Annotated in this window: 19 protein-coding genes; 5 read left to right on the top strand and 14 right to left on the bottom strand. The window is 70.4% G+C overall.

Translation table 11 applies throughout. The annotated features are described in order from the left end of the window. Positions 1 to 114 precede the first annotated feature (114 nt). The 5 genes from ACMV5O_RS05695 (at position 115) to ACMV5O_RS05675 (ending at position 11,724) form a co-directional block, all read left to right on the top strand. Positions 115 to 3,366, top strand: coding sequence for a trypsin-like peptidase domain-containing protein (locus ACMV5O_RS05695; RefSeq protein ID WP_416162585.1), 3,252 nt, complete (start codon positions 115 to 117; stop codon positions 3,364 to 3,366). Positions 3,367 to 3,397: 31 nt separating this feature from the next. Beyond that, positions 3,398 to 5,149, top strand: a complete 1,752-nt coding sequence (locus ACMV5O_RS05690; protein WP_416162584.1) for a hypothetical protein — start codon at positions 3,398 to 3,400, stop codon at positions 5,147 to 5,149. 277 nt (positions 5,150 to 5,426) lie between these two features. Continuing rightward, positions 5,427 to 9,926 (top strand): glutamate synthase large subunit, encoded by a 4,500-nt coding sequence (gene gltB, locus ACMV5O_RS05685; RefSeq protein ID WP_416162583.1) that lies wholly within the window; start codon positions 5,427 to 5,429, stop codon positions 9,924 to 9,926. Continuing rightward, positions 9,923 to 11,395, top strand: coding sequence for a glutamate synthase subunit beta (locus ACMV5O_RS05680; protein WP_416162582.1), 1,473 nt, complete (start codon positions 9,923 to 9,925; stop codon positions 11,393 to 11,395). Before gltB ends, ACMV5O_RS05680 begins: the two co-directional genes overlap by 4 nt. A 146-nt stretch (positions 11,396 to 11,541) precedes the next feature. Further along, positions 11,542 to 11,724 (top strand): hypothetical protein, encoded by a 183-nt coding sequence (locus tag ACMV5O_RS05675; RefSeq protein ID WP_324536646.1) that lies wholly within the window; start codon positions 11,542 to 11,544, stop codon positions 11,722 to 11,724. 60 nt (positions 11,725 to 11,784) lie between these two features. Here the strand turns inward: ACMV5O_RS05675 and ACMV5O_RS05670 are convergent, their stop codons facing one another. The 14 genes from ACMV5O_RS05670 to ACMV5O_RS05605 form a co-directional block, all read right to left on the bottom strand. Next, complete coding sequence (locus ACMV5O_RS05670) at positions 11,785 to 12,789, bottom strand: adenosine deaminase (protein WP_416162581.1); 1,005 nt, start codon at positions 12,787 to 12,789, stop codon at positions 11,785 to 11,787. Between the two features lie 91 nt (positions 12,790 to 12,880). After that, positions 12,881 to 13,465, bottom strand: coding sequence for a HupE/UreJ family protein (locus ACMV5O_RS05665; protein ID WP_416162580.1), 585 nt, complete (start codon positions 13,463 to 13,465; stop codon positions 12,881 to 12,883). Positions 13,466 to 13,536: 71 nt separating this feature from the next. Beyond that, positions 13,537 to 14,193, bottom strand: a complete 657-nt coding sequence (gene ureG, locus ACMV5O_RS05660; RefSeq protein ID WP_416162579.1) for an urease accessory protein UreG — start codon at positions 14,191 to 14,193, stop codon at positions 13,537 to 13,539. Further along, positions 14,190 to 14,888 carry an urease accessory protein UreF gene (locus tag ACMV5O_RS05655; protein ID WP_416162578.1) on the bottom strand — a complete coding sequence of 233 codons (699 nt, stop codon included), beginning with the start codon at positions 14,886 to 14,888 and terminating at the stop codon, positions 14,190 to 14,192. Before ACMV5O_RS05655 ends, ureG begins: the two co-directional genes overlap by 4 nt. Before the next feature lie 2 nt (positions 14,889 to 14,890). Beyond that, positions 14,891 to 15,382, bottom strand: coding sequence for an urease accessory protein UreE (ureE, locus tag ACMV5O_RS05650; protein ID WP_416162775.1), 492 nt, complete (start codon positions 15,380 to 15,382; stop codon positions 14,891 to 14,893). An 86-nt stretch (positions 15,383 to 15,468) separates the two neighbouring features. After that, positions 15,469 to 17,220, bottom strand: a complete 1,752-nt coding sequence (gene ureC / locus ACMV5O_RS05645; RefSeq protein ID WP_416162577.1) for an urease subunit alpha — start codon at positions 17,218 to 17,220, stop codon at positions 15,469 to 15,471. Beyond that, positions 17,220 to 17,525 carry an urease subunit beta gene (locus tag ACMV5O_RS05640; protein ID WP_324536636.1) on the bottom strand — a complete coding sequence of 102 codons (306 nt, stop codon included), beginning with the start codon at positions 17,523 to 17,525 and terminating at the stop codon, positions 17,220 to 17,222. Before ACMV5O_RS05640 ends, ureC begins: the two co-directional genes overlap by 1 nt. A gap of 187 nt (positions 17,526 to 17,712) precedes the next feature. Then, positions 17,713 to 18,015, bottom strand: coding sequence for an urease subunit gamma (gene ureA / locus ACMV5O_RS05635; protein WP_416162576.1), 303 nt, complete (start codon positions 18,013 to 18,015; stop codon positions 17,713 to 17,715). 39 nt (positions 18,016 to 18,054) lie between these two features. Then, a complete protein-coding gene (locus ACMV5O_RS05630; RefSeq protein ID WP_416162575.1) occupies positions 18,055 to 18,924 on the bottom strand; it encodes an urease accessory protein UreD in 870 nt (289 codons plus the stop codon). 194 nt (positions 18,925 to 19,118) lie between these two features. Next, the gene (locus tag ACMV5O_RS05625) at positions 19,119 to 20,750 is read right to left on the bottom strand and encodes a sulfatase-like hydrolase/transferase (RefSeq protein WP_416162574.1); all 1,632 of its coding nucleotides are present in this window, start codon (positions 20,748 to 20,750) and stop codon (positions 19,119 to 19,121) included. Between the two features lie 167 nt (positions 20,751 to 20,917). Continuing rightward, the gene (locus ACMV5O_RS05620) at positions 20,918 to 21,073 is read right to left on the bottom strand and encodes a DUF2474 family protein (RefSeq protein WP_416162573.1); all 156 of its coding nucleotides are present in this window, start codon (positions 21,071 to 21,073) and stop codon (positions 20,918 to 20,920) included. Then, positions 21,073 to 22,080, bottom strand: coding sequence for a cytochrome d ubiquinol oxidase subunit II (gene cydB / locus ACMV5O_RS05615; protein WP_416162572.1), 1,008 nt, complete (start codon positions 22,078 to 22,080; stop codon positions 21,073 to 21,075). The genes ACMV5O_RS05620 and cydB overlap by 1 nt, the downstream gene beginning before the upstream one ends. 5 nt (positions 22,081 to 22,085) lie before the next feature. Then, a complete protein-coding gene (locus ACMV5O_RS05610; protein WP_416162571.1) occupies positions 22,086 to 23,513 on the bottom strand; it encodes a cytochrome ubiquinol oxidase subunit I in 1,428 nt (475 codons plus the stop codon). 158 nt (positions 23,514 to 23,671) lie between these two features. Continuing rightward, positions 23,672 to 25,525, bottom strand: a complete 1,854-nt coding sequence (locus tag ACMV5O_RS05605) for an MFS transporter (protein WP_416162570.1) — start codon at positions 25,523 to 25,525, stop codon at positions 23,672 to 23,674. Between the last annotated feature and the right edge of the window lie 357 nt (positions 25,526 to 25,882).

Genomic DNA, 25,882 nt, shown 5'->3' with positions numbered 1-25,882 from the left:
CAAGGTAAATAAGTCACATCCGGCCCGGCACTGACGCACTGCAGCGTCGGTGCCGGCCGCCCTAGCATGGCCTCACTGCGAAGCCCCCATCGCAGCGCACAGCAGGAGGCCATCATGTCCCACGCCACCGGCACGCTTCAGATCATCGCGCCCATCACCATCGGGCCCGATGGCGGCGCCCCAGCCGACGCCCCCAACACCTGGTCGCACGCCTTTGCCCACACCCCGGCGCCCGGCGGCACCAAGTTCGTCATCCTTCATTTCCAGAACGTCAGCCTGCCGGCAGGCAATCGGCTGGAAGTCGATCTGGGCTACGACACCGACCTGTTCACCGCCGCCGACGGCAGCCAGTTCTGGACGCGGCCGATCAACCTCCACGCCCTCGCCGGCGGCCTGGTGCCGATCCGCTACGTCGCCAGCGGCGCGCCCAGCGGCAGCGTGCAGATCGACCGCTACGGCCGCGGCGAGCGCCATGCCGGCATCCAGGATCCGGGCGCACTGTCCAACTGCGACCCCTTCCTCGGCGACGCCGTCTACGTCGAGCCGATCTACGACCCCTTCTGGTACTGCAGCGAGCCGCCCAACTGGGAAAACGTGGCTTGCGTGCCGGCCGACGTCCGCACCCAGGTCGCCCGCAGCGTGGGCATGATCGTGTCGATCCACGGCGACCACGTGTCCACCTGCTCGGTGACCCTGGTCGACGCCGACAAGGTCGTCACCGCCGGCCACTGCATCACCACCGCCGAGGCCGAGACCGCGTCCGTGGTGTTCGACTACCAGACCGACTGCGCCGGCAATCGCCCGCCGGGCTATGCCGCCCGCTTCCACAAGGTCAGCGCGGTGTTGCAGCGACGCTGGGACGGCACCCACGACTACGCCCTGCTGCAGCTGGCGACCGCGCCGGCCGGCATCCCCGCGCTGCAGATGCGCCACGACGTACCGGCCGCCGGCGAACAGGTGTTCGGCATCCATCACCCCAACGGCGCGGTGAAGAAGCTGTCCATCCCGCATCCCGGCTTCGCCGCGGTCAGCGCCAGCAACCCGCTGGCGATCGCGGTGCCGGCCGACTTCGACGTCTCCGGCGGCAGCTCGGGCTCGGGCCTGTTCGACCTCGCCGGGCGCATCGTCGGCATCCTGTCGCACGGCAACCCCTGCGCCGGCGGCGCGCTGATCTACTACCCGACCGCGGCCTTCTTCCTCGACACCGTGCCGGCACCGCCGCCGCCGGTGACGCGCGACGTGATGGTGGTGGTCGACCGCTCCGGCAGCATGGTCGAGGACGACGGCAGCGGCCGCAGCAAGATCGAGACGGCGCGCGACGCCGTGTCGCTGTTCGTGCAGCTGGTGCAGGCCGGTACCGGCAATCGCGTCGGCCTGGTGTCCTTCGCCACCACGACCACCAGCCCGGTCGATTTCCCCATCGCCGCAGTGAGCAATGCGAGCAAGAACAGCCTCATCGGCGGCCCGCCCTTCGCCGGCGGCGTCGTCGGCGGCCTGCTGCCGGGCGGCGCGACCAGCATCGGCGAAGGCCTGGACGCGGCACGCCTGCAGTTCCCGGCGCCGGGCGCCAACCCGCGCGCAATCCTGTTGCTCACCGACGGCATGCAGAACCGACCACGCTTCATCGACGAGGTCGAGGGCGAGCTGGGGGCGATCGCGGTGCATGCGATCGGCTTCGGCACCGAGGCCAACCTCGACGGCGAACTGCTGACGGAGCTCGCGGCCGCGCATGAGGGGCTGTACATGCGGGCCGGCAACGGCCTCGCGCTGGAGAAGTTCTTCACCCAGGCCTTCGGCAGCATCTTCGAGGCCGGCGTGCTGTTCGACCCCGAGTACGCGCTCGCCGCGAACGCCGACGGCGAGGCGATCGGCTTCCCGGTGTGCACCGAGGACGTCATCACCGCGGTGATCGGCTGGGACCGGCCCGACGCCAGCCTGCGCATCGAGCTCACCACGCCCGGCGGCGCGGTGGTGTCGCCCGCGGCCGCCGGCGTGCTCACCGCCACCGGGCGCACCTGGAGCTTCCTGCGCGTGCCGCTGCCGCACGGCGGCGAGCGCAGCGGTGCGTGGCAGGTGCGCGTGCGCCGTCCGCCCGGCAGCGGCGAATTCCCCCCGCCCGGCCCCGCGCTGCGCTACTTCGTCAACGTGATTCCGGGCGGCGGTCCGCGTCTGCTGCCGGTAGCCGGCACCCGCCGCCGTTACTACACCGGTGACACGATCAACCCCTTGCTGATGCTGCGCTACGACGACGGCAGCTGGCCCGAGCACGCCGCCATGACGCTGACGCTGTCGCGGCCGACCCGCGGCGTCGGCAACCTGCTCACCGCCACCGGCCTGCAGCCGCCGACGGTGCAGGCCGGCGACACGCTCGACGCGGTGCACGCCAGCCTGCGCGCCTACGAGGCCACCCATGGCGAGCCGGCGGTGACGTACGCGGAGCAGGTGTTCGCGCTGACCGACCGCCCGGCCGACACCGGCGGCCTGTTCGAGGCCGGCGGCATCTACGGCCGCGCCCTGGCCGAGCAGCTGACCCAGGAGGGCCACTACACGGCGCATGTCAGGGCCGCCTTCGAGGCACCGTGCGCGAGCGCGCGCGAGCTGAGCTGGAGCTTCGTGGTGGCGGTCGGCATCGACGCCGGGCGCACCGAGCTCAGCAGCACACCGCTGGGCCCCGGGCCAGACGGCAGCGAATGCCTGCTGCTGACGATCACGCCGCGTGACCGCTACGGCAACCACCTCGGCCCCGGCCGCGCCCACGCCTTCGCCATCCAGCCGCAGCCCGGCACGACCCTCGCCGGCGCACTGAGCGACCTCGGCAACGGGGCCTATCGCATCAAGCTGTGCTGGGATCCGGCCGCGGGCGAGCCGCCCGCCGTCGGCCTCGTCCAGCCCGAGCGCCCCGTCGTCGTGGTGACGCCGCCCGACCTGCGACGCTACGTGTACAGCGTCAAGTTCCTGTGCGGCGAGCAGACCGAGGCCTGCGCCGGCTGCGCCCCGGCACGGCCGGGCCGCTACGCCACCGAGATCACCGTGCACAACCTGCGCGACCGCCCGGTGAACATCGTCCGGCGCGTGATCCCGCTGGTCCTCGCCGGCGCCGTGCGCGCCCGCAACCCGAGCCTGGCCGCGGCGACCAGCACCGACAAGCTCACGCTGCTCCCACACACCGCGACCATGGACGACTGCTGCCGGATCCTCGAGTCCAGCCTCGGCGCAAGACCGGCCGGCGCCGTCCCGCTGAGCACCGGCGTGCTGGAGATCACGAGCATGGTGGAGCTGGGCATCACCGCCACCTACACGGTGACCGACCCCGCCAGTGGCACCACATCGATCGATGTGACGCCTGTGACGGCGACGCCGTCCTGACCCCAAGAACGACCCCATGAGGAGCGAAATCATGAAAACCCACGATCTGGATGCGCTCAAGCGCGTCGCCCTCAAGACCCTCGCGGCCAAGGCCGAGATCAGGGAACCGGTGCTGCGCGACGTCGCCGAGGACGTCCTCGCCACCACCGGCAAGCCGGTCTTCCGCTTCACCGCGACCGCCGCCGACAAACCCAATGACCCCGGCGTCAGCGTGGTGCTGGACGACGCCGGCACGGTCGTCGACACCAGCGGCCTGCGCGCCGCCAGCGGCCGGGCGCTGTTCCGCCCCAAGCTCCCCGACATTCCATTCGAGGCGCTGGAGCCGCGCCGGATCAAGCTCGACCCGTCGCGCAACGACCTGCGCCTGGGCGAATGCGATCGCTTCGCCGAGACCATCACGGTCACCATCCCCAAGAGCAGCGCGGTGTCGAAGGCCGACATCTTCTTCCTCGCCGACACCACGGGCAGCATGGGCAGCATCCTCGCCGCGGTGAAGGCGGGCGCGGCCAACATCCTCAACGCGCTCGGTGCGCTCGGCCTCGATCTGGCCTACGGCGTGGGCAACTACAAGGACTTCCCGTCCGATCCCTATGCCTTCGCCGCGCAGCAGCCGGTCACCAACGTACCGGCCGCCGTGCTGGCGGCCATCAACGCGTGGACCGCGAGCGGCGGCGGCGACACGCCGGAAGGCCAGTTCTTCGCCCTCGACCAGCTCGCCGTGCCGCCCGGCGGCGGCTCGATCGGCTGGCGTGCCGGCGCCAAGCGCATCATCGTCTGGTTCGGTGACGCGCCCGCGCACGACCCGGTGTGCCAGGCCATCTCCGGCCTGCCCTACGCCATCAGCGAGGCCAGCGTCACCAACAAGCTGGTCGGCGAGGACATCGCGGTGATCGCCATCAGCACCGTCACCGGCACCGCCGGCGCGCTCGATGCCGACCCGGTGCCGCTGTCCACCGACTACGGTGGCGCCTGCGGCGCAGCCGGTGGCGCGGCGGGACAGGCCACCCGCATCGCCACCGCCACCAGCGGCCAGCACGTCAGTGGCATCGACGCGCTCTCGATCGTCAACACCATCATCGACCTGGTGAAGGCGGTGGTCGGCTCCATCGACAACGTCAGCCTGGTACCCGACGCCGCGATCGCGCCCTTCGTGGTGTCGATCACGCCGGCCGGCGGCTTCGGCCCGCTCGCCGGTGACGAGGACCACGTGCTGAAGTTCGAGGTCGTCTTCAGCGCCGGCGGCGTGCGCTGCAGCACCGAGGACAAGGTCTTCACCGGCTTCCTCAACGTCGTCGCCGACGACACCGTGGTAGCCAGGAAACCCACGCGCATCACCATCCCGGCCTGCCGCTACAGCTACAGCGTGAAGTTCGTCTGCGGCACGCAGCAGGATTGCGAGTGCGGCTGCACCCCGGTGCGCCCCGGCGTCTATGCCACCGAGATCAACATTCACAACCACAAGTGCCGTGACGCCGAGGTCGAGAAGTGGCTGATGCCGATGGTGCTCGCCGGCGCCGCGCTCGGCCGCGAGCCGCGCGTGGTCAAGCGCCGCCTCGGCGACCGCATCAAGCTGCCCGCCGATGCGGCGACCATGGACGACTGCTGCCGCATCACCGAGATGCTGCTCGGCGCCCCGTCGAGCGCACCGATGCCGCTGACGATCGGCTTCATGGAGATCGTCAGCAACGTCGAGCTCAACGTCACCGCGGTCTACACCGCCACCGACCTGAAGTCGAACGGCCTCAGCATCGACGTGCACAGCGTCACGCCACGACTCAAGTAAGCCCCTCGACGCGGGTCTGCGCGCCCGGCCCCCAGGCCGGGCGCGCTTTCGTTGCGGCGCGCCTTGCGCCGGTTATTCTTGCCCCCGCCCTCGCGCCACGACCAGCCGGCACCGCAGCCGGCCCGGCAAAGTGGCTGCGCCTGACTAGAATGCAATTTGTACGCCGCGCACTGCGGCGTATCACGGTCCTGCCATCCAGGCCCGCAGCGGGCCGGTCGGCGCCGGGCAGGGCTGTTCGCCAGACGGCGCCAAAGGAGAGCAGCGAGGCGGAGCAGCGATGGATGCAGCGAGCCCCTGGCCAGGCCTTCACGATCGCCGCGGCGGGCGCGCCAGTTGCGGCGTGGGCGCGGTCGTCGACCTGGGCGGCGGCGCCAGCCACCGTGTCGTCGCGCTGGCGCTGGCCGCGCTGCAGCGGCTCGGCCACCGCGGCGCGCGCGGCGCCGACGAAGCCTGCGGCGACGGCGCCGGCATCCTGCTGCAAAAGCCGCACGCCTTCTTCGCCCGCGTGCTGCCCGGACTGCCGGGCGCGGACGCCTACGGCGTCGGCCAGCTCTTCGCCGCCCCGGGCAGCGCGGGCGAACCGATGCGCCGTGTGGTGGAGCGCGCGGCCGCCGACGACGGCTTCGAGGTGCTGGCGTGGCGGCGCGTCCCCACCGATCCCGGCGTGCTGGGGCGCGCCGCCCGCCGCAGCGAGCCCGCGGTGTGGCAGTGCTTCGTGGCGCCGCGGCGGGCCTTGCCGCCGGCCACGCTGGACGTGCGCCTGTACCTGCTGCGCCGGCTCATCGAGCAGCGTGCCCGCGGCGAGCCCCCCGGGCTCTACGTCTGCTCGCTCGACCGCCGCCGCCTCGTCTACAAGGGCTTGCTGACCAGCACCCAGCTCGCCGCCTACTACCCGGACCTGGGCGATCCGGACATGGCCTCGGCGCTGGCCCTGGTGCACGCGCGCTTTTCCACCAACACGCTGGGCGCCTGGCCGCTCGCCCACCCGTACCGCTGCATCGTGCACAACGGCGAGTTCAACACCCTGCGCGGCAACCGCAACTGGATGCGGGCGCGCGAGCAGGCCCTGGCCAGCCCGCGCTTCGGCGCCGACGTCACTCGCCTGCGCGCACTCATCGACGAACGCGCGAGCGACTCGGCCAGCTTCGACGCCGTGCTCGAGCTGCTGCTGCTGGGCGGACGCAGCCTGCCCCATGCCCTGCGCATGATGATTCCGGAGGCCTGGGAGGGCGACCCGTCGATGGACGCCGGGCGGCGCGCTTTCTACGCATACCACGCCTGCCTGATGGAGCCCTGGGACGGCCCGGCGCTGGTGGTGGCGAGCGACGGCGAGCAGGTCGCCGCGGTGCTCGACCGCAATGGCCTGCGCCCCTGCCGCAGCGCCCTCACCACCGACGGCCTGCTGGTGCTGGGCAGCGAGACCGGGCTGCTCGATCTGCCGCCCTCGGCCTTCGTCCTGAAGGGCCGGCTCAAGCCCGGCGAGCTGCTGGTGGCCGACACCCGCAGCCGGCGCATCGTGCCGGAGCCCGAGGTCTTTGCCGAACTGACGATGGCCGCCCCCTACGCCGAGTGGCTCGCGCGCGAACGCATGCAGCTGGCCGCCCCCAGCCCCGCGCCCTCGCCCGCGGCAACCCCCTCGGCGCAGGCGGTGACGCGCTGGCAGGCGGCTTTCGGCTACAGCCTCGAGACCTTGCGCTGCCTGCTGCAGGCGATGGCGACCGAGGGCAAGGACCCGCTCGGCTCGATGGGCAGCGACACGCCGCCAGCCTTCCTGTCGGCCCGCCAGCGCCCCCTGTTCCACTATTTCAGCCAGCTCTTCGCCCAGGTCTCGAATCCGCCCATCGATCACCTGCGCGAGGCCGTGGTGACCTCGCTCGGCGGCCAGCTCGGCCCCCAGCGCAACCTGCTGGCGGCCACACCGGCCCACTGCCGGCGGCTGCGGCTCGAGTCGCCGCTGCTCGACGCCGGCGGCCGCGCCGCCCTCGATGCCCTCGGCCCCGGCTTGCCGCTCGCCTGCCTGGACACCACCTGCGCGCCGCACGAGACCCTTGCCGCCGCGCTCGACCGCCTCGAGGCGGCGGCGCAGGCGGCGGTGGCCGGCGGTGCCGCCATCCTCGTCCTCAGCGACCGCAGCATCGCCGCCGCGCGCATGGCGATCCCCAGCCTGCTTGCCCTCGGCGCCGTCCACCATCACCTGCTGCGCCAGGGCCTGCGCGCCGCGGCCGGCCTGGTGGTGGAGAGCGGCGAGCCCTTCGCCGTTCATCACCTCAGCACCCTCATCGGCTACGGCGCGGATGCGGTCTTCCCCTGGCTCGCCTGGTACAGCGTGGACCGGCTGGTGGCCGCCGGCGAGCTCGAGGCCGACGCCGGCCTCGCCCGCCGGCGCTACCGTGCGGCGGTCGAAGGCGGGCTGCTGAAGGTGATGGCGAAGATGGGCATCTCCACGCTGGAGGCCTACAAGGGCGCGCAGCTGTTCGAGGCCGTCGGCCTCGCCCCCGAGCTGGTGCGGCGCTGCTTCGACGGCACCAGCTGCAGCGTGCCGGGCGTCGACCTCGACTGCCTCGAGCGCGAATGCCGCGAGCGCCACCGCCTGGCCTTCGCCGACCACAGCACGGACAGCCTGGCGCTCGAGGCCGGGGGCGACTATTACTGGCGCCGTGCGGGCGAGCACCACGCCTGGAACCCGCTGTCCATCGGCCGCTTGCAGCAGGCGGTGCGCAACGAGGACTACCGCGCCTTCACCGCCTACACCGCCGAGGTCGACGGGCTCGACCGGCCGCCTGCCAGCCTGCGCGCCCTGCTCGAGTTCGTGCCCGACCCGGCCGGCGGCATCCCGGTCGACGAGGTGGAGCCGGTGGAGGCGATCCTGGCGCGCTTCTCCACCGGCTCGATGTCATTCGGCGCGCTGTCGCGCGAGGCGCACGAGGCGCTGGCCATCGCCATGAACCGGATCGACGGCAAGGCCGGCTCGGGCGAGGGCGGCGAGCATCCGGAGCGCTTCGGCACGGCGCGCGCCTGCTCGATGAAGCAGGTCGCCAGCGGGCGCTTCGGCGTCACCATCGAGTACCTCGCCGGCGCGCGCCAGATCGAGATCAAGATGGCCCAGGGCGCCAAGCCCGGCGAGGGCGGCGAGCTGCCCGCCGGCAAGGTGGATGCGGACATCGCCGCCGCGCGCCACACCACGCCGGGGGTGGGGCTGATCTCGCCGCCGCCGCACCACGACATCTACTCCATCGAGGACCTGGCCCAGCTCATCCACGACCTCAAATGCACCAATCCCGCCGCCGAGGTGCACGTCAAGCTGGTGGCCGAGGCCGGCGTCGGCACCATCGCCGCCGGCGTGGCCAAGGCCCGCGCCGACGCCATCCTGATCAGCGGCGACAGCGGCGGCACCGGGGCGGCCCTGAAGACCTCGATCAAGAACGCGGGCGCGCCGTGGGAGCTCGGCCTGGCCGAGACCCAGCAGGTGCTGCTCGCCAACGGCCTGCGCTCGCGCGTCCGGCTGCGGGTCGACGGTGGCCTGCGCAGCGGCCGCGACGTCGCCATCGCCGCGCTGTTCGGCGCCGAGGAGTTCGGCTTCGGCAGCGCGGCGCTGGTCGCGCTCGGCTGCATCATGCTGCGCAAGTGCCACTGCAACACCTGCAGCGCCGGCATCGCCACCCAGGATCCCGCGCTGCGGGCGCGCTTCGCCGGGCAACCGGAACACGTCGTCACCCTGATGCGCTTCATCGCCCGGCAGCTGCGCGAGATCATGGCGCGCCTGGGCTTTCGCCGCGTCGATGACATGATCGGCCGCGTCGACCGCCTGCGCCAGCGCCCGGTCGCCCTTGCGAAGGGAATCAGCACCGACCTGTCGCGCCTGCTGCACCGCCCGCCGGCCGAGGACGCGCCGCGCTGCACGCGGCAACAGGATCACCAGCTCGAGGCTCAGCCCGACCACCGGCTGGTCGCTGCGGCCGCGGCGGCCATCGCGCGCGGCGAGGCGGCGCACCTTGCCCTCGAAGTCGGCAACGGTGACCGCGCCGTCGGCGCCCTGCTGTCGGGCGAGCTCGTGCGCCGCCGCGGCCGCGCTCCGCCGCTCGCGGCCGCCACCGTGAGCGTGCGCTGTCACGGCACCGCGGGCCAGAGCTTCGGCGCCTTCCTCGCCACCGGCATCGAGCTGCGGTTGAGCGGCGAAGCCAACGACTATGCCGGCAAGGGCCTGTCGGGCGGGCGCCTGGTGGTGGCGACACCGGCCGATGCCGGCTATGTCGCCGCGGCCAACATCATCGTCGGCAACGCGGTGCTGTACGGCGCGACCGGCGGCGAGGCCTATTTCAACGGCCAGGCGGGCGAGCGCTTCGCGGTGCGCAACTCGGGCGCGCTGGCCGTCGTCGAGGGCGCGGGCGACCACGCCTGCGAATACATGACCGGCGGGGCGGTGGTGATCCTTGGCGCCACCGGGCGCAACTTCGGCGCCGGCATGAGCGGCGGCGCGGCCTATGTGCTGGACGAGGACGGACGCTTCCCCACCCGGCTCAATGCCGACATGGTCCGCCTCGAGGCCGTCGAAGACGCCGACGACCTCGCCCTGCTGCTGCGCCTGCTGCGCAACCATGTCGCGCTCACCGGCAGCGCCCTCGCCCGCCGCGTGCTGGCGCACTGGCCCACGCTCGGCCCATGCTTCGTCAAGGTCATGCCGCTTGCCGCTGCGGCCCCGCACGTGCGCTGGCGGGCGCCGGCGCACCTGCTGCCCGCCGCCGTCACCACCGCCGTGCCCGAGGCCGACAAGCCATGAGCGAACGCCATCCCGACGGCTTCCTGAAGCGCAGCCGCCAGCCGCTCGCCTACCGCGACCCGCGCCAGCGCATCGCCGACTACGACGAGATCCTCGCCGGCTGGCAGGCGGACGCCATCCAGGCCCAGGGCGAGCGCTGCATGGATTGCGGCGTGCCCACCTGCATGGCGGGTTGTCCGCTGGGCAACCTGATCCCCGACTGGAACGACCTGGTGAGCCGCCAGCGCTGGCGCGAGGCCCTGGCACGCCTGCACGCCACCAACAACTTTCCCGAGTTCACCGGCTACACCTGCCCGGCGCCGTGCGAGCCGGCCTGCGTGCTGGGGCGCGACGACGAGGCGGTGAGCATCAAGGCCATCGAGCGGGCAATCGTCGATATGGGCTGGGCGCAGGGCTGGATCCGCCCCGAGCCACCGCCGCATCGCAGCGGCCAGCGTGTCGCGGTGGTGGGCAGCGGGCCGGCGGGGCTGGCCTGCGCGCAGCAGCTCAACCGTGCCGGCCATGCGGTCACCGTGTTCGAGCGCAGCGAGGTGGTCGGCGGCCTGATGGCGCTGGGCATCCCGGACTTCAAGATCGCCAAGCATCGGGTGGCGCGCCGTGTGGCCCAGCTCGCCGCCGAGGGCGTGCGCTTCCTGACCGGTCGCTGCGTGGGCCGCGACCCCAGCCTCGCGCAGCTGCGCGCCCGCTTCGACGCGGTGTGCCTCGCCATCGGCGCCGGCGCCGCGCGCGAGCTCGCACTGCCGGGTCGCAGCCTGGCAGGGGTGGACCTGGCAATGGACTTCCTCGTTGCCGAGAACCATCGTCAGGCCGGACGCGCCGCGGCCCCGCACATCGACGTGCACGGCCAGCGCGTGCTGGTGCTCGGCGGCGGCGACACCGGGGCCGACTGCGTGGCCACCGCCCACCGCCAGGGCGCATGCACCGTGACCCAGGTAAGCGTGCGCGGCGCTCCGCCGCTGCAGCGCGCGCCCGACAATCCGTGGCCGCAGTGGCCGCGCATCCGGCGCCGCAGCTATGCGCTCGAGGAGGGTGGCGAGGAAGCGTTCGCACTCGACGCCGTCGCCTTCCTCGCGGCCGCCGGCCACGGCCGCGTCGCCGCCATGCAGTTCGAACGGGTCGCGTGGCACTACGACGGCCAGGGGCGGCGAAGCGGCCGGCAGGTGCTCGACCCCGAGGTGGTGCTGCCCGCCGACCAGGTGCTGATCGCCATCGGCTTTGCCGGGCCGGACCTGGCGCCCTTCGCCGGCACCGGGCTCGGACCCGGCCCGCGTGGCACCCTGGCCACCGATGCGGCGATGATGAGCAGCCTGCCCGGCGTGTTCGTCGCCGGCGACGCCCGCCGCGGCGCCTCGCTGGTGGTGTGGGCGATCGGCGAGGGACGCGACGCCGCGCGCCAGATCGACCTCTACCTGCGCGGCCACAGCGAGCTGCCGGCCAGCCTGATGAGCCCCAACCCACCGCTGGCCTGAGGCAGCGCGCCCGCCGCACCCCGCCGCGGGCGGCGCCGGCGCGAGCAAGCACGAATCAGGGATCGCGCAGCGGCGCTCACCACTCTAAACTTAGGTCGGACCATCACGAGGGTCCGCATCCCGAGATCCTGATCCAGGAGAAGGACATGAACGCCCAGCCCATCGTCGACCAACCGGGCGCCCCCACCACGGACGAACTCAAGGAATCCTACGAGGCGGCCCTGCGCATCACCCGCGCCCGCCTCGAGAAGGATCGCCGCCTGAAGGAAGTGGAGCGCGAGACGCTACAGAACAGCCCGCATGAGGTGCACACCGCCATCGGCGACTGAAACTCGTCGCCCGCCGCCCTCCCCCGCCGGCCGTCGACCGGCGCGCGGCGGGCCGCAGGCTCACGCCGGCATCGCGTCCAGACGCTCGAGCCAGGGCGCGCGCAGGCCTTCGGGCACGAAGCTGGCTTCCAGGCTGTTGCGCGCAATGCGCTTGAGCTGGGCACGGGTCAGGCCCAGTGCCTGCGCGGTGTCGATGTAGTTCTGCGCAACGTAGCCACCGAAATAGGCCGGATCGTCGGAGTTGATCGTGACCTTCAGGCCGGCATCGAGCAGCTGGCCGAGCGTGTGCTGCGCCAGCGTCGGGTACACGCACAGCTTCACGTTCGACAGCGGACACACCGTCAGCGCCACCTGCTCGCGCGCCAGCCGTTCGAGCAAGGCGGGATCCTCGGCGGCGCGCACGCCGTGGTCGATGCGCTCGACGCCGAGGATGTCCAGGGCCTCGACGATGTAGGCCGGCGGCCCCTCCTCGCCGGCATGGGCGACGACATGCAGGCCGAGCTCGCGACAGCGCGCGAACAGGCGCGCGAACTTGCTCGGCGGATGGCCCTTCTCCGATGAGTCCAGGCCGACGCCGTGGATCCGCGCCAGATGCGGCAGCGCCTGTGCCAGCGTGGACAGGCCCTCGTCCTCGCTCAGGTGGCGCAGGAAGCACAGGATGAGCCGCGAGCTGATGCCCCAGCGCGCCTGCGCCTCGTCGCAGGCGCGCTCCAGGCCGTCGAGCACGGTCGCGAAGGCGACGCCGCGGGTGGTGTGGGTCTGCGGGTCGAAGAACAGCTCGGCATGCACCACGCCATCGGCGTGGGCGCGCTCGAAGTAGGCCAGCGCGAGCTCGAAGAAGTCCTGCTCGTGGATCAATACCGCCGCCCCGGCGTAGTAGAGATCGAGAAAGCTCTGCAGGTCACTGAAGGCGTAGGCGGCGCGCGTGGCCGCGACGCTGTCCCAGGGCAGCGCCACGCCGTTGCGGCGGGCGAGCTCGAACATCATCTCGGGTTCGAGCGTGCCTTCGATATGCAGGTGCAGCTCAGCCTTGGGCAGGCTGCGAACGAAGTGGTCGAGATCCATGGCGCCCTCCTTGCAGATCACCGCATGCTAGCGCCAAACGCCCGGCGGCGGCGCCTGCCGCCGCAGCGGGCGCAGGCGCGGACGGGCTGCATCAGGCGCCGAGCAGCACAGCGCCGGTACCGGCGATGGCGCCGCCGGCCACGCGCCGGATGCGCTCACCGACCCGGGTCTGCGGCGTCCACCGTGCCAGCGCATAGCCCGCGCCATGCAACAAGGCGGTGGCGAGCGCAAAGCCGACGGCATAGGTGGCGAGACTGGCGCCGCCCATCTCGGCGTGGTGGGCGTGGCCATGGAACAGCGCAAAGACCGCCACCAGCGGCAGGCTGGCCATCAGCGGCAGGCGCGCGGCGAGCGCGATCAGCAGGCCGAACACCAGCACCGAGGCGGCGATGCCGGCCTCGACCGCGGGCAGGGCGAGGCCGAGCACGCCCAGGCCGGCACCGGCCAGCATCGCCAGCACGAAGCCGGCGGGCAGCATCCAGCGCGCGCGGCCCGACTGGCGCGCCGCGACCAGGCCCACGGCGAGCATCGCCAGCAGGTGATCGAGGCCGCCGAGCGGGTGGGCGAAACCGCTGAAGAAGCTCGCGCTTTCGTGGCCAGGGTGGGCGAGCGCGGCACCGGAGGCGGTGGCCAGCGCCAGTGCGGCGAGGGCCGAACGGACGGGATGGGTGTTCATGAAGGCAACTCCTGCGCTGTCGTGGAATGGATACGTGATGAAGTTGGCGGGATCTGGCCGGTCAGCGCCGCTCAGGCCGCCACCAGCAGGCCCTGGCGCTCGATGAAGTCGATGATATCGGCAAGTCCCTGGCCCGTCTTCTGATTGGAGAAGACGAAGGGGCGCGCGCCGCGCATCCTGCGCGCGTCGCGATCCATGACCTCGAGCGAGGCGCCGACCAGGGGCGCGAGGTCGATCTTGTTGATGACGAGCAGGTCGCTGCGGGTGATGCCGGGGCCGCCCTTGCGCGGGATCTTGTCGCCGGCCGAGACGTCGATGACGTAGATCGTCAGGTCGGACAGCTCGGGCGAGAAGGTCGCCGCCAGATTGTCGCCGCCGGACTCGACGAAGATGATGTCCAGCCCGGGAAAGCGCGCGTTGAGGCGGTCGACCGCCTCGAGATTGATCGAGGCGTCCTCGCGGATCGCGGTGTGGGGGCAGCCGCCGGTCTCGACGCCGATGATGCGCTCGGGGGCGAGGGCCTCATTGCGCACCAGGAACTGGGCGTCCTCGGCGGTGTAGATGTCGTTGGTGACCACCGCGATGTTGTACCTGTCGCGCAGCGCCAGACACAGCGCCAGGGTCAGCGCCGTCTTGCCGGAACCGACCGGGCCGCCGATGCCCACGCGGAGAGGACCGCGATGAGGACCACCATGGGGGCCGCAGCCCACTGAAGGAATCGTGCTCATGATCTGAACAGCCTCGTGTATTGGGTTTCGTGCCGGCTGCTGGCGATCGCCAGGCCGGGGGTGTAGTTGCTCCAGCGCGCCTCGGGCAGGCTCAGCGCGGACTCGACCAGCGCCGGGATGCGCTCGCCCAGCGTGGCGAGCAGACGCTGGCCGGCGCTCTGGCCGAGCGGCACCGCCTTCACCGCCGCCATCACCTGGTTCTCCGCCCAGGCCCACAGGTAGGCGGCCAGCGCCTGCGCGGCCGGCACCTGCCAGGCCGCAGCGGCGGCCGACCAAGCGGTCGGAAAGCAGGGTGTGTCGATCGCCTGCAGGCGCGCACGCCAGCCCGGCAGCGCGGCGAAGGCGTCCAGTTCGGCAAGCAGCTTGACCAGCGACCAGCCCATCTGCACCGTCTCGGCGCGCAATTCGGCGGTCTCGCGGCTGGCAAGGAAGTCGGCGTTGAGCCGCAGCACCTCCGCGTCCTCGCCACGCGACCAGGCGGCGAGCTGGCCCGCCATCAGCGGCGCCTCGAAGCGCGCCAGGCTGCACGCCAGCAGGTCACCGATCCAGGCCGCAGCGTCCGCCTCCCTGGCCACCGCGCCGCTCTCCACCGCCCATTCGAGGCCTTGCGAGTAGGTGTAGGCGCCGACCGGCAGCGCGGGGCTGGCCAGTTGCAGCAGGCGCACCAGGGGCAGCAGCGGCGCCGCCGCGTGCATGCTCACTGTCCCGCCATCAGATGGATGCGCGCGCCGCTGCCGTCGCCCGGATGCTGGTGGCCGGGCGCATAGGCGCCCGCCTCGGGCTCGAAGGGCGCGCGCAGCGAGCTCACCAGCGCGCCCAGCCCGACCAGCATGCCCTCGAGCACATGGTCGGCCTGAATGCGCAGCCAGTCGCCGCCGGCGTCCCGTCCGACCTGCACCGCGACGTGGCGGTTGCCGAGATGGAAGGCCGCACGAGCCAGATCGACCGCGCTCGCGCAGCGCGCCTCGAGCAGATCCTCGTCGGCGGCCACCACGGCGATGACCCGGCCGTCGTTGGCGCGCAGCCTGTCGCCGCCGCGCAGGACGGTGCCGCGCGGCAGGAACAGGCCGACCTCCGCGCCCGAAGCCAGGCGCGCGCGCAAGCGGCTCTTGGTCCGCGTGTTGAAGTCCAGCTCGAGGCGATCGGTGGCCGGCGCATCATCGGCGCACAGCGCTTCGACCAGGTACATCGCGCCGGACGGCGGCGCCGGCGCGGCGACCGGCGCGACCGCGGCAGGCGAAGAATCGATCAGGGAGGAGGCAGTCATGAGGGTTCTCAGAACAGGAAATAGCGCTGCGCCATCGGCAGCACCTCGGCGGGCTCGCAGGCGAGGTGCTCGCCGTCGGCGCGCACGATGTAGGTCTCGGGATCGACCTCGATCGCCGGCGTGGCATCGTTCAAAACCATGTCGGCCTTGCTCACCTTGCGGCAGCCCTTGACTGCCACCAGCGGCTTCTGCAACCCGAGCGCGGCGACCTCGGCGTTGTGCAGCGCGGCCTGCGACACGAAGGTCACCGAGGTCTTCACCGCCTTGCCGAAGCTGCCGAACATCGGCCGGTAATGCACCGGCTGCGGGGTCGGGATCGACGCATTGGGGTCGCCCATCGCCGCCGCGGCGATCATGCCGCCCTTGAGGATCAGGCTCGGCTTGACGCCGAAGAAGGCCGGCCGCCACAGCACCAGGTCGGCGAGCTTGCCGGGCTCGATCGAGCCCACCACATGGCTGATGCCATGCGTGATCGCCGGGTTGATGGTGTATTTGGCGATGTAGCGCTTGACGCGGAAGTTGTCGTTGAGGGTACTTTCCTCGATCACCGCGACCGCCTCCGGCACCGCCGCCGCGGCGCTGCGCCGGGGCGCCAGCCAACCGCGCTGCAGCTTCATCTTGTGCGCGGTCTGCCAGGTGCGGATCACCACCTCGCCGACCCGGCCCATCGCCTGCGAGTCCGACGACATCATCGAGAACGCGCCGGTGTCGTGCAGGATGTCCTCGGCAGCGATGGTCTCGCGCCGGATGCGCGATTCCGCAAACGCCACGTCCTCGGCGATGCTCGGGTCGAGGTGGTGACACACCATCAGCATGTCGAGGTGCTCGTCGATGGTGTTGACCGTGTACGGCCGCGTCGGGTTGGTGGAGGACGGCAGCACGTTGGACCGGCTGATCGCGCGGATGATGTCCGGCGCATGGCCGCCACCCGCGCCCTCGGTGTGGAAGGTGTGGATGGTGCGCCCCTTGAACGCCGCCAGCGTGGTCTCGACGAAACCGGACTCGTTGAGCGTATCGGTGTGGATCGCCACCTGGATGTCCATCTCGTCAGCCACCGTCAGGCAATTGTCGATCGCCGCCGGCGTCGTGCCCCAGTCCTCGTGCAGCTTGAGTCCGATCACCCCGGCCTGCACCTGCTCCTTGAGCGGCGCCGGCAGGCTGGCGTTGCCCTTGCCGAAGAAGCCGAGGTTCATCGGAAAGGCCTCGGCCGCCTCCAGCATGCGGTGGATGTGCCACGGCCCCGGCGTGCAGGTGGTGGCGAAGGTGCCGGTCGCCGGCCCGGTGCCGCCGCCGAGCATGGTGGTCACACCCGACATCAGCGCCTCCTCGATCTGCTGCGGGCAGATCCAGTGGATGTGGCTGTCGATGCCGCCGGCGGTGAGGATCATCCCTTCGCCCGCGATCACCTCGGTGCCGGCGCCGACCGGGATGGTGACGCCGGGCTGGATGTCCGGGTTGCCGCCCTTGCCGATCTTCCAGATGCGTCCGTCCTTGAGGCCCACATCCGCCTTCACGATACCGGCCACCGCATCGACGATCAGCGCATTGGTGATGATCGTGTCCGCCACGTCGGCCGACACGCCCTGGCCCTGGCCCATGCCGTCGCGGATCACCTTGCCGCCGCCGAACTTCACCTCCTCGCCGTAGATCGTGTAGTCGTGCTCGACCTCGATCACCAGCTCGGTGTCGGCCAGCCGCAAGCGGTCGCCCACCGTGGGGCCGAACATCTCCGCATAAGCGCGGCGCGAAATCTCCGCCATCACAGTGCTCCCATGACCAGGCCGTTGAACCCGTACACCTCACGCTCGCCATCGAGCGCCACCAGTTCCACCGTGCGCGACTGTCCGGGCTCGAAGCGCACCGCGGTACCAGCCGCGATGTTGAGCCGGAAGCCGCGCGCCGCGCCGCGGTCGAAGTCCAGCGCGGTGTTGGTCTCGGCAAAGTGGTAGTGCGAGCCGACCTGGATCGGGCGGTCGCCGGTATTGCTGACGACGAGGGTCAGCGTGGCGCGACCGACGTTGAGCTCGATGTCGCCATCGGCGACGAAGTATTCTCCGGGGATCATTCGTTTTTCTCCCAATGACACTGAGCGCCTGAAGACCGCAATGCCCGAGTGGCCGACATGTCGGGTGTTCCTGAAGCAGGCGAGGACTGTCCGAGCGAGCGCAGCGAGCGAGTTCCGCAGCCTGAGGAAGGAATAGCCGGCGTGGCGGTCACGGCCAGCGTGCGCGAACCGAGCACGACCCAGCTCCTTACACGATCGGGTTGTGCACCGTGACCAGCTTCGTCCCGTCCGGAAACGTCGCCTCCACCTGGATGTCCGGGATCATCTCCGCCACCCCCTCCATCACCTCCTCGCGCGTCAGCAGCGTGGCGCCGAAGCTCATCAGCTCGGCCACCGTGCGCCCGTCGCGCGCGCCCTCCAGAATCGCGCAGCTGATCAGCGCCACCGCCTCCGGGTAGTTCAGCTTCAGCCCGCGCGCGCGCCGGCGCTCGGCCAGCAGGCCGGCGGTGAAGATCAGCAGCTTGTCCTTCTCGCGTGGGCTCAGTTCCATCGTGTCCTCCACGGCGCCCGTGCGCCGCTCGTGCGTTGTTCAGGTGTTCCAGATGCGCGGCGCCTGCGCCGCACGCCCGCCGACGGCCGGTCGTGCACTCGCCCACAGGCGCGCGAACCACTCGCGCCCCGGCTCGCACGCCGGCCCCAGCCAGCGCGCCACCAGCAGGCCGGGCAGCAGCGTCACGCCGCCCTCGCCCGCCACCGGCGCAACATCGCGCCAGGCCGCCAGCAAGCCCGCGTCGCAGCGCGGCGAGGCGACCACGAAACTGGCGCTGACCGGCTGCCCCTGCAGCCCGACCGACGCCTGCAGCAGCGCACCGCCGCCAACGACCCCGCCGCGCTCCAGCCATAGCGGGCGCCCATCGCGCTCGATGCGGGTGCACAGCGCCAGTTCGCCGTGGCCGAAGCGCTCGCCCGAGGCGGTGCGGCCGAAGCACAGCATCTCGCTGCCGATGAAACAGGCATCGCCGTGCAGGCGCACCTCGGTGAGCAGCTCGCCGCGTGCGCCGTCAAAGACGATGCTCTCCTGCGGCAGGAGCTCGCACACGCCGCCCGCCGCCACCTCGATACGCTGCTCGAGACGGCCGCGCGGGCCAGCGCTGCGATACCACTTGCCCGCCCCCGGCGTGGTCAACAGCACATGCGCCCCGTCCTCCAAGGCCAGATCCACACGCAACGCGTCACCGCCGGCGATGCCGGCCGGTGGATGCACCAGAATGGTGTGGCAGACCGCGTCGCCTTCCGGATACAGCGACCGCTGCACCCGCAAGGGGCCGCGATGGGCATGGCGAGCCAATACCGTGCGCCCACCGCGTCGCTGGTAGCGCAGCTGCAGCTCGGCATGCCAGCCGCCGGGATCGGCGCAGCAGTCCTGCAAGGGGGCGCGGAACTCGCTCACGGCATTCATGCCGACCCACAAAGCAAGCAACGGGCCAAGTCGCTTCAGGCGCAGCCCGGGCCTTGTTGGCCGACGCATTCCGTGGTGGCGGCAAGCGCGTCACGCAGGCCGGGGAAGGCGTCGGTGGCGCGTCGCCGCAGATGCATGCACCAGATCGGGGCATGCAGGCATTCATGCACCAAGCCGGTGCAGCGCCCACCCCGTCAGGGATCGATATGCAGCTCGCGTCGCACCGGCGCCCCCGGCCCGAGCGCATGGCCGATGCGCGTCGCCTGCACCGGCGCAGGCGCGGGCGTGGCGGCCGGCACCAGGGCGCCCGGCGCTTCGGGCAGGGGCTCCCACAGCGCCCGGTAGGCGGGGCTGTCGTTCATCAGCTGCTCGCTCATGCGCGCGATGCGATCGGCCGGGCGCGGCGTGCGCAGCGGCCCGAGCGCGGAATAGCCCAGGCCGGCACGACCACCCTTCACCTCGAGGCCGATGAGATCGAGCAGGGTCGGCAACATGTCGAAGTGGGTGAGCACCTTGGTGTTGGGGGCGAGCTGGCGGTCGTCGCTGATCAGCAGGTTGAAGATGCGGCGCTCGGGGTTCTGCACCAGTCGCGGCCAGGAGGTGTTGCCCATCGCCAGGTGGTCGCCCTGGATGACGATGGCGACGCGATCCAGCCAGCCGCGGGCAATGATGTGGTCGACGAAATCCGCCACGAGCCCGGCCGTGCACTCGACGATGCCGTCGAAATCGCGATGACCCTCGCGCATGCAGTGCGGCGACAGGTGACCGTAGGGGTGGTGGGTGTCGATCGTCAGCAGGGTGAGGTTGAAGGGCCGCCCCGCAGCCATCAGGGCCTCGAGCTCCAGGCGTGCGCGGCGAAACAGGTCGGGGTCGCGCAGCCCCCAGGCGTTCATGCCCGCCACCGGCTCGCCCGCCTCGATCCACTCCTCGCGCCCCATCACCTTGTGGTAGCGGTGGTCGCGGAAGAACTTGCCCACGCCGGCAAACTCCAGGCTGGTGCCATTCAGGAACAGGTTGGTGTAGCCCTCAGCGGCGAGGATGTCGCCGAGGCAGCGCGCCCGCGGCAGATAGTGCCCGAGCCTTTCGCCCTGCACGTTGCCGCCATACATGGCCACCGACTTCAGCGGCAGGCCGCATTGCGTGGCCACCAGGCTGGCGATGGTGAAATGGGCGCCCATCAGCTCGCGGTAATCCTCGAACTGGATCACGCCGGGGCGCGCCTTGAGGGTATTCAGGCGGTGCAGCAGATCACGTCCGAACAGGGCCGGATCGGCGTAGCTGTTCTCCAGGCTCTCGACGTAGATCAGCACCAGGCTCTTGGGCGGCTTGCGCCCGCGCTCGAGCGTGATCCGCGCCGGATCGACGTACGCGTACGTGAAGTAGTCCTCGCCAAAATAGCCGCGAACATAGCGCGCCACCGAGAAGCTATCGACGAAGAACGCGACACCGGCGCCGAGCACGACCAGCGGCACGATCCGCGGCAAGGTATGTTGCGCGGCATGGCGCAGCACGACCAGCAGTCGCTGCCCGGTGGCACGCAGCCACGGTCGCGGCCAGACCTCGGGATGCGCGCGCAGATACCGCACCCACGCATCGAACCCCCACAGCAACGCAGCCAGCGCGAGCGGCAGCACAAGACCGCGCCACAAGAAACGATGAAGGATCTCGGGGTCGCTTGTGAGGACCCCCGCGGCCCCGAAACGCAGGTGATAGAGCACCTGGTCGATGCTGACCCGGCCAAACTCCTCATGCAGCCAGCGCGGGATCGCATACAGCAGACAGCCAAGCAGGATGGCCAGAAATCTGAGCAGTTTTCCGACGCGCATGCAGTCCCCGCGGAGGCAGTACCCGGTGCGATCCTGAAAATCGCCGCACGCACAAGCGTCTGTAATGGTACTGCAACGCCCTTGCAATAAGGGCGACATTTGTCACCACGTGTGGCACGACCGCGCGCTCGTCGGCTCAAAAGCCTATCGACGTGAGAAACGCGACCTCAGCCCTTCATGCCGATCGCATTCATGACCAAGCGCAACAGCCAGGCCGCGAGGCCAAGGGCCAGCACGCCCCCCGCCCAGATCGCGACGAACCACGCGAGCCGCCGCCAGGATGAGCCCGGCGCCGGCTCAGGCTTATGCTGTCGATCTTCCATCAGTGATAGCCGTCCCCCGCGCGGACCTTGCCGCGGAACACGTAGTACGACCAGGCGGTGTACATCAGGATGAAGGGAATGATGAACAGCGCCCCCACCAGCGCGAAGCCCTGGCTCTGCGGCGGCGCGGCGGCTTCCCAGATGGTGATCTCGGGCGGGATGATCATCGGCCACACGCTGATCGCCAGCCCGGTGTAGCCGAGGAAGACCAGCCCCAGCACGTAGAAGAAGGGCGCCGCGTGCGGTGCGCCGCGCAGCGAATGCAGCAACTGCAGCGCGCACAACACCACCAGCAGCGGCACCGGCGCAAACCACAGCATGTCGGGCCACGCGAACCAGCGCGCGGCGATGCCGGGGTGGGCGAGCGGCGTCCAGATGCTGACCGCGACGATGAAGGCCAGCAGCGCCCACAGCAGCGGTCTGGTGAGCCGGATCATCGCCGCCTGCAGCGCGCCCTCGGTCTTCAGGATCAGCCAGGTACTGCCGAGCACGGCATAGGTCACGACCACGCCCAGCCCGGCAAACAGCGGGAACGGCGCGAACCAGTCGAAGGCGCCGCCGGCGAAAGCGCGGTCCACCACCGGAATGCCCTCGATGTAGGCGCCGAGCGCGACGCCCTGGAAGAACGCAGCCGCGACCGAACCGACGATGAAGGCCTTGTCCCACAGGTGGCGCTCGTGGTCATGCGCCTTGAAGCGGAACTCGAAGGCCACGCCGCGCAGAATCAGCCCGAGCAGCATGAAGATCAGCGGCAGGTAGAGCGCACTCAGCACCACCGAGTACGCCAGCGGGAAGGCGGCGAGCAGCCCGGCGCCGCCCATCACCAGCCAGGTCTCGTTGCCGTCCCACACCGGGGCGACGGTGTTCATCATGACGTCGCGGTCATGGCGGTCGGGCGCGAAGGGGAAGAGGATCCCGATGCCGAGGTCGAAGCCGTCCATGACGACGTACATCATGACGCCGAAGAAGATGATCAGGATCCAGATCAGCGAGAAATCGATACCCATGGTCTTCAGCTCCTGTGCGCCACGGTGCGGAGGTCGTCGTCGGTTGCGGCCGAGATCGGACGCATCTGCTGGCGCTCGTGGCCCGGTCCGCCGACCAGGCCGATATCGCCCTCGTGCAGCTCCGGCCCCTTGCGCACCAGGCGCAGCATGTAGGCGATGCCGACGCCGAACACGACGCAATACACGACGATGAACAGCACCAGCGAGATCGCCAGCGGCACCGCGCCATGGTTGGAGACCGCGTCGGCCGTGCGCTGCAGGCCGTATACCACCCACGGCTGGCGTCCCACTTCGGTGGTGAACCATCCGGCGAGAATCGCGATCAGGCCGGTCGGTCCCATCCACAAGGTGGCGCGCAGAAAGGCGCGCGAGCGGTAGAGCGCCTCGCCGCGCCGCAACAGCAGGCTCCAGGCGCCGAGCAGGATCATCAGCACGCCAAGGCCGACCATGATGCGGAAGGACCAGAACACCACCGCGACCGGCGGTCGATCCTCAGGCGGAAACTCCTTCAGCCCCGGAAACTGGCCGTCCCACGAGTGCGTCAGGATCAGGCTGCCCAGACGCGGGATCTCGATCGCGAAGCGGTTCTCCTCACGTTCCTGATCGGGCCACGCGAAGACCACCAGCGGCACGCCCTCCCCCGGATGGTTCTCCCAATGGCCCTCCATCGCGGCAATCTTGGCCGGCTGGTGCTTGAGCGTGTTGAGGCCGTGGAAGTCGCCGATCACCGCCTGGATCGGCGCCACCACCACCAGCATCCACATCGCCATCGACAGCATCCTGCGGATCGCCGGATTGTCGCGCCCGCGCAACAGCTGCCAGGCGGCGGAGGCCGCGACGAACAGCGCCGTGGCGAGAAAGGCCGCCACCGACATGTGCAGGAGGCGGTAGGGGAAGGACGGGTTGAAGATGACCGCGAGCCAGTCCATCGGCACCGCTCGACCATCGACGATCTCGAACCCGGCCGGCGTCTGCATCCAGCTGTTGGAGGCGAGGATCCAGGTGGTCGAGATCAGCGTGCCGATCGAGACCATCAGCGTGGAAAAGAAATGCAGCCCCGGGCCGACCCGGTTCCAGCCGAACAGCATCACCCCCAGGAAGCCCGCCTCGAGGAAGAAGGCGGTCAGCACCTCATAGGCCAGCAGGGGGCCGGTGATCCCGCCCGCAAAGTCCGAGAAGAAGCTCCAGTTCGTGCCGAACTGATAGGCCATCACCAGGCCGGACACGACGCCCATGCCGAAATTGAGCGCGAAGACCTTGGACCAGAAATGGTAGAGATCGCGGTACAGCGTCTGCTGGGTGCGCAACCACAGCCCTTCGAGCACGACGAGGTAGGCCGCCAGGCCAATGGTGATGGCCGGGAAGATGATGTGAAACGAGATCGTGAAGGCAAACTGGGCTCGGGCAAGCTCCAGCGCGGTGAATCCGAACATTCGTGTGCTTTCCGTAACTCAGCCTGGAGCGTCTCTCAGGCGAAAGGCTGATCGCGCTGAGCCTGGCGGCTCGTGGCGCAGGACGTCCCCTTGCGGGACGCACCAAAAAAACAGCCCCGGCCGTGACGATCGGGGCTGGTGTCGTGATGCGGTAACGATTACTGCGTCGAGCGCGCGATCAGCACCGCCATCTTCGGGTTCTGCCTGGCCACCTCTTGCGCGAGCTCGGCCTTGGCACGCTGGCCGCCTTCCTCGGTGTTGAGGATGATCAGGTCGCAGCGCAGTTGCTCGGCGAGGTCCACCACCGCCTTGCCCCGACCGAACAGCGTGGACGTCAGGATCTGGCCTTCGGCCGGCACGCCCTGGGCGTTCACCTCGTTCACATACGCCTGCAGGTTCGCCACGTGCTTCGGATCGATGGCCTTGTCGGTCTGGTTGACCTCGGCGGACAGCACGTGCTCGGGCGCGAGATACACCAGGTGGACCTTGGAGCCGGTCAGCGAAACGAATTCCGACACCCGCTCGCGCGTCAGCTTGTTCCCGGTGTGATCGACGACGGCCATGATGGTGCCGTACAGCCGCGACTTGGTGGCAGGCACGGCCGCCGCAGGCGCGGTGGTCGGCGCCACCGACTGTGCAACCGCAGCGGCTTTGCTCTTCGGAATGATCAGCGTGAGGGCCAGGCCGATGAGACTGATGCCACCGAGTACATAGAAGATGCTGTGCAGCTCGCCGGCAAACTTGACCGCCAGGAAGGCACCGAAGATCGGCCCGAAGATACCGCCGATGCGGCCGAAGGCAGCCGTCCAGGCGACACCGGCGCCACGGACGTTGGTGCGGTAGTAGTTGGCGGCCAGGCCGTAGATCAGGGTCTGCGTTCCAGAGGTGCCCAGGCCGGTGATCGCGATCGTGAGCAGCAGCAGGGCAACGGCGATACCACCGACGTTAGCGAGTTGCTGGACTTCGCCGGCCTTGGCAACCGCCGGGACGTCGATCGTGGAGGCGATCATGCCGATGGCACCCATGGCAAGCGCACCGACCAGGAAGCCCAGCGCCACGATGCGCTGCGGGCTGTGCTTGTCGGCCAGGGTGGAGCCGTACAAGGTACCCACCATGGCGCCGGCGTTGAGCACCAGCAGCAAGGCCAGCGAACCGTTCTGGCCCATGATCGGGAGCATGATCTTGGGCAGCCAGGTGTTCAGCGAATAGACCAGCAGCAGGCAGAACGCCGACACGAAGCCGATGATGATGGCAGGCACGAGATAGACGGTGAACAGTCCGGCCCAGCCCGCGCGCTCGTCGGCGGCGTTGGCCGCAGCGCTCTGCTGCGGCTTGATCTCGGTCTCGGGGATGGGAACGCCCGTGCGCTCGGAGACGCGGCGGGCTTCGTCCAGTCGGCCGCGCGAAGCCAGCCAGGCCACCGACTCGGGCATCTTCCAGATCGCCAGCGGCAGCAGGGTGACCAGCGGCAGCGCACCGATCAGGAACATGCCCCGCCAGCCGATGAGCGGCAGCAGGAAGATCGCCAGCAGCGCCGACAGCAGCGAACCGAGCGGGATACCCGCATAGCAGAAGGCGGTGGCGAGGTTCTTCTTTCCGGGCGGGGCGAACTCGGCCGCCATCGCGCCGGTGGTGCCTGCCAGCGCGCCGACGCCCAGGCCGGTGATGAAGCGCCAGATGCCGAAGGCGGCAACCGATTCGGCCATGGCCGACACCGCCATGGCGATCGAGAACCAGGCGATCGAGACCAGCATGACCTTGCGGCGGCCGATCAGGTCGCCCAGGGTGCCGGCGACCAGCGCGCCGAGCATCATGCCGATCATCGCGTAGGAGCCGAGCATGCCGGCCTCCTGCGGCGTCAGCGCACGATCGCCGATCCACTTGGCGGCGTCCGGGCCCATGAAGCCGGGCAGCACGGCGCCGTAGACGACGAGGTCGTAACCATCAAAAACCAGGCCGACGAAGGCCAGGGCGATCACCCAGAAAATGGTACTGCGCCGCTTGCGCGCCATTTCCGGGCTCTCAATTGGAGCGCTCGGGTTCAAGATCTTGCCTCTCTACAGAATGTGTTGTTGGTTTGGGGCACGGGGTCGCTGAGTGCTGAAACCCCGGGGCGCAGCTCGGGAGGGTGCTGCGAAGCCTGCGTGGCATCGTCAGGACAGAGGTCGCGGTTTCAGGTGTCGATGCCGAACCTGTTGCGCTCGGTGACGCAGGTGATGTCGTCGTCGAAGCGCCGCGCAAGACCCGCCTGAGCTGCTTGTCTGTCCGGAGCGGGGCGGGGTCGCCGCAGACGGCGCCCCGCCCTCGTTATCAGACGTGGTAAACGTCGATGACGTGACGAATGTAGTCGGTCTTCAGGACCACCTTCT

Origin of the sequence: Thauera sp. WH-1, from assembly GCF_047806685.1 — a bacterium.
In the GTDB taxonomy this organism is placed as follows: Bacteria; Pseudomonadota; Gammaproteobacteria; order Burkholderiales; family Rhodocyclaceae; genus Thauera.
This window is presented reverse-complemented; position numbering and strand designations above follow the sequence as displayed.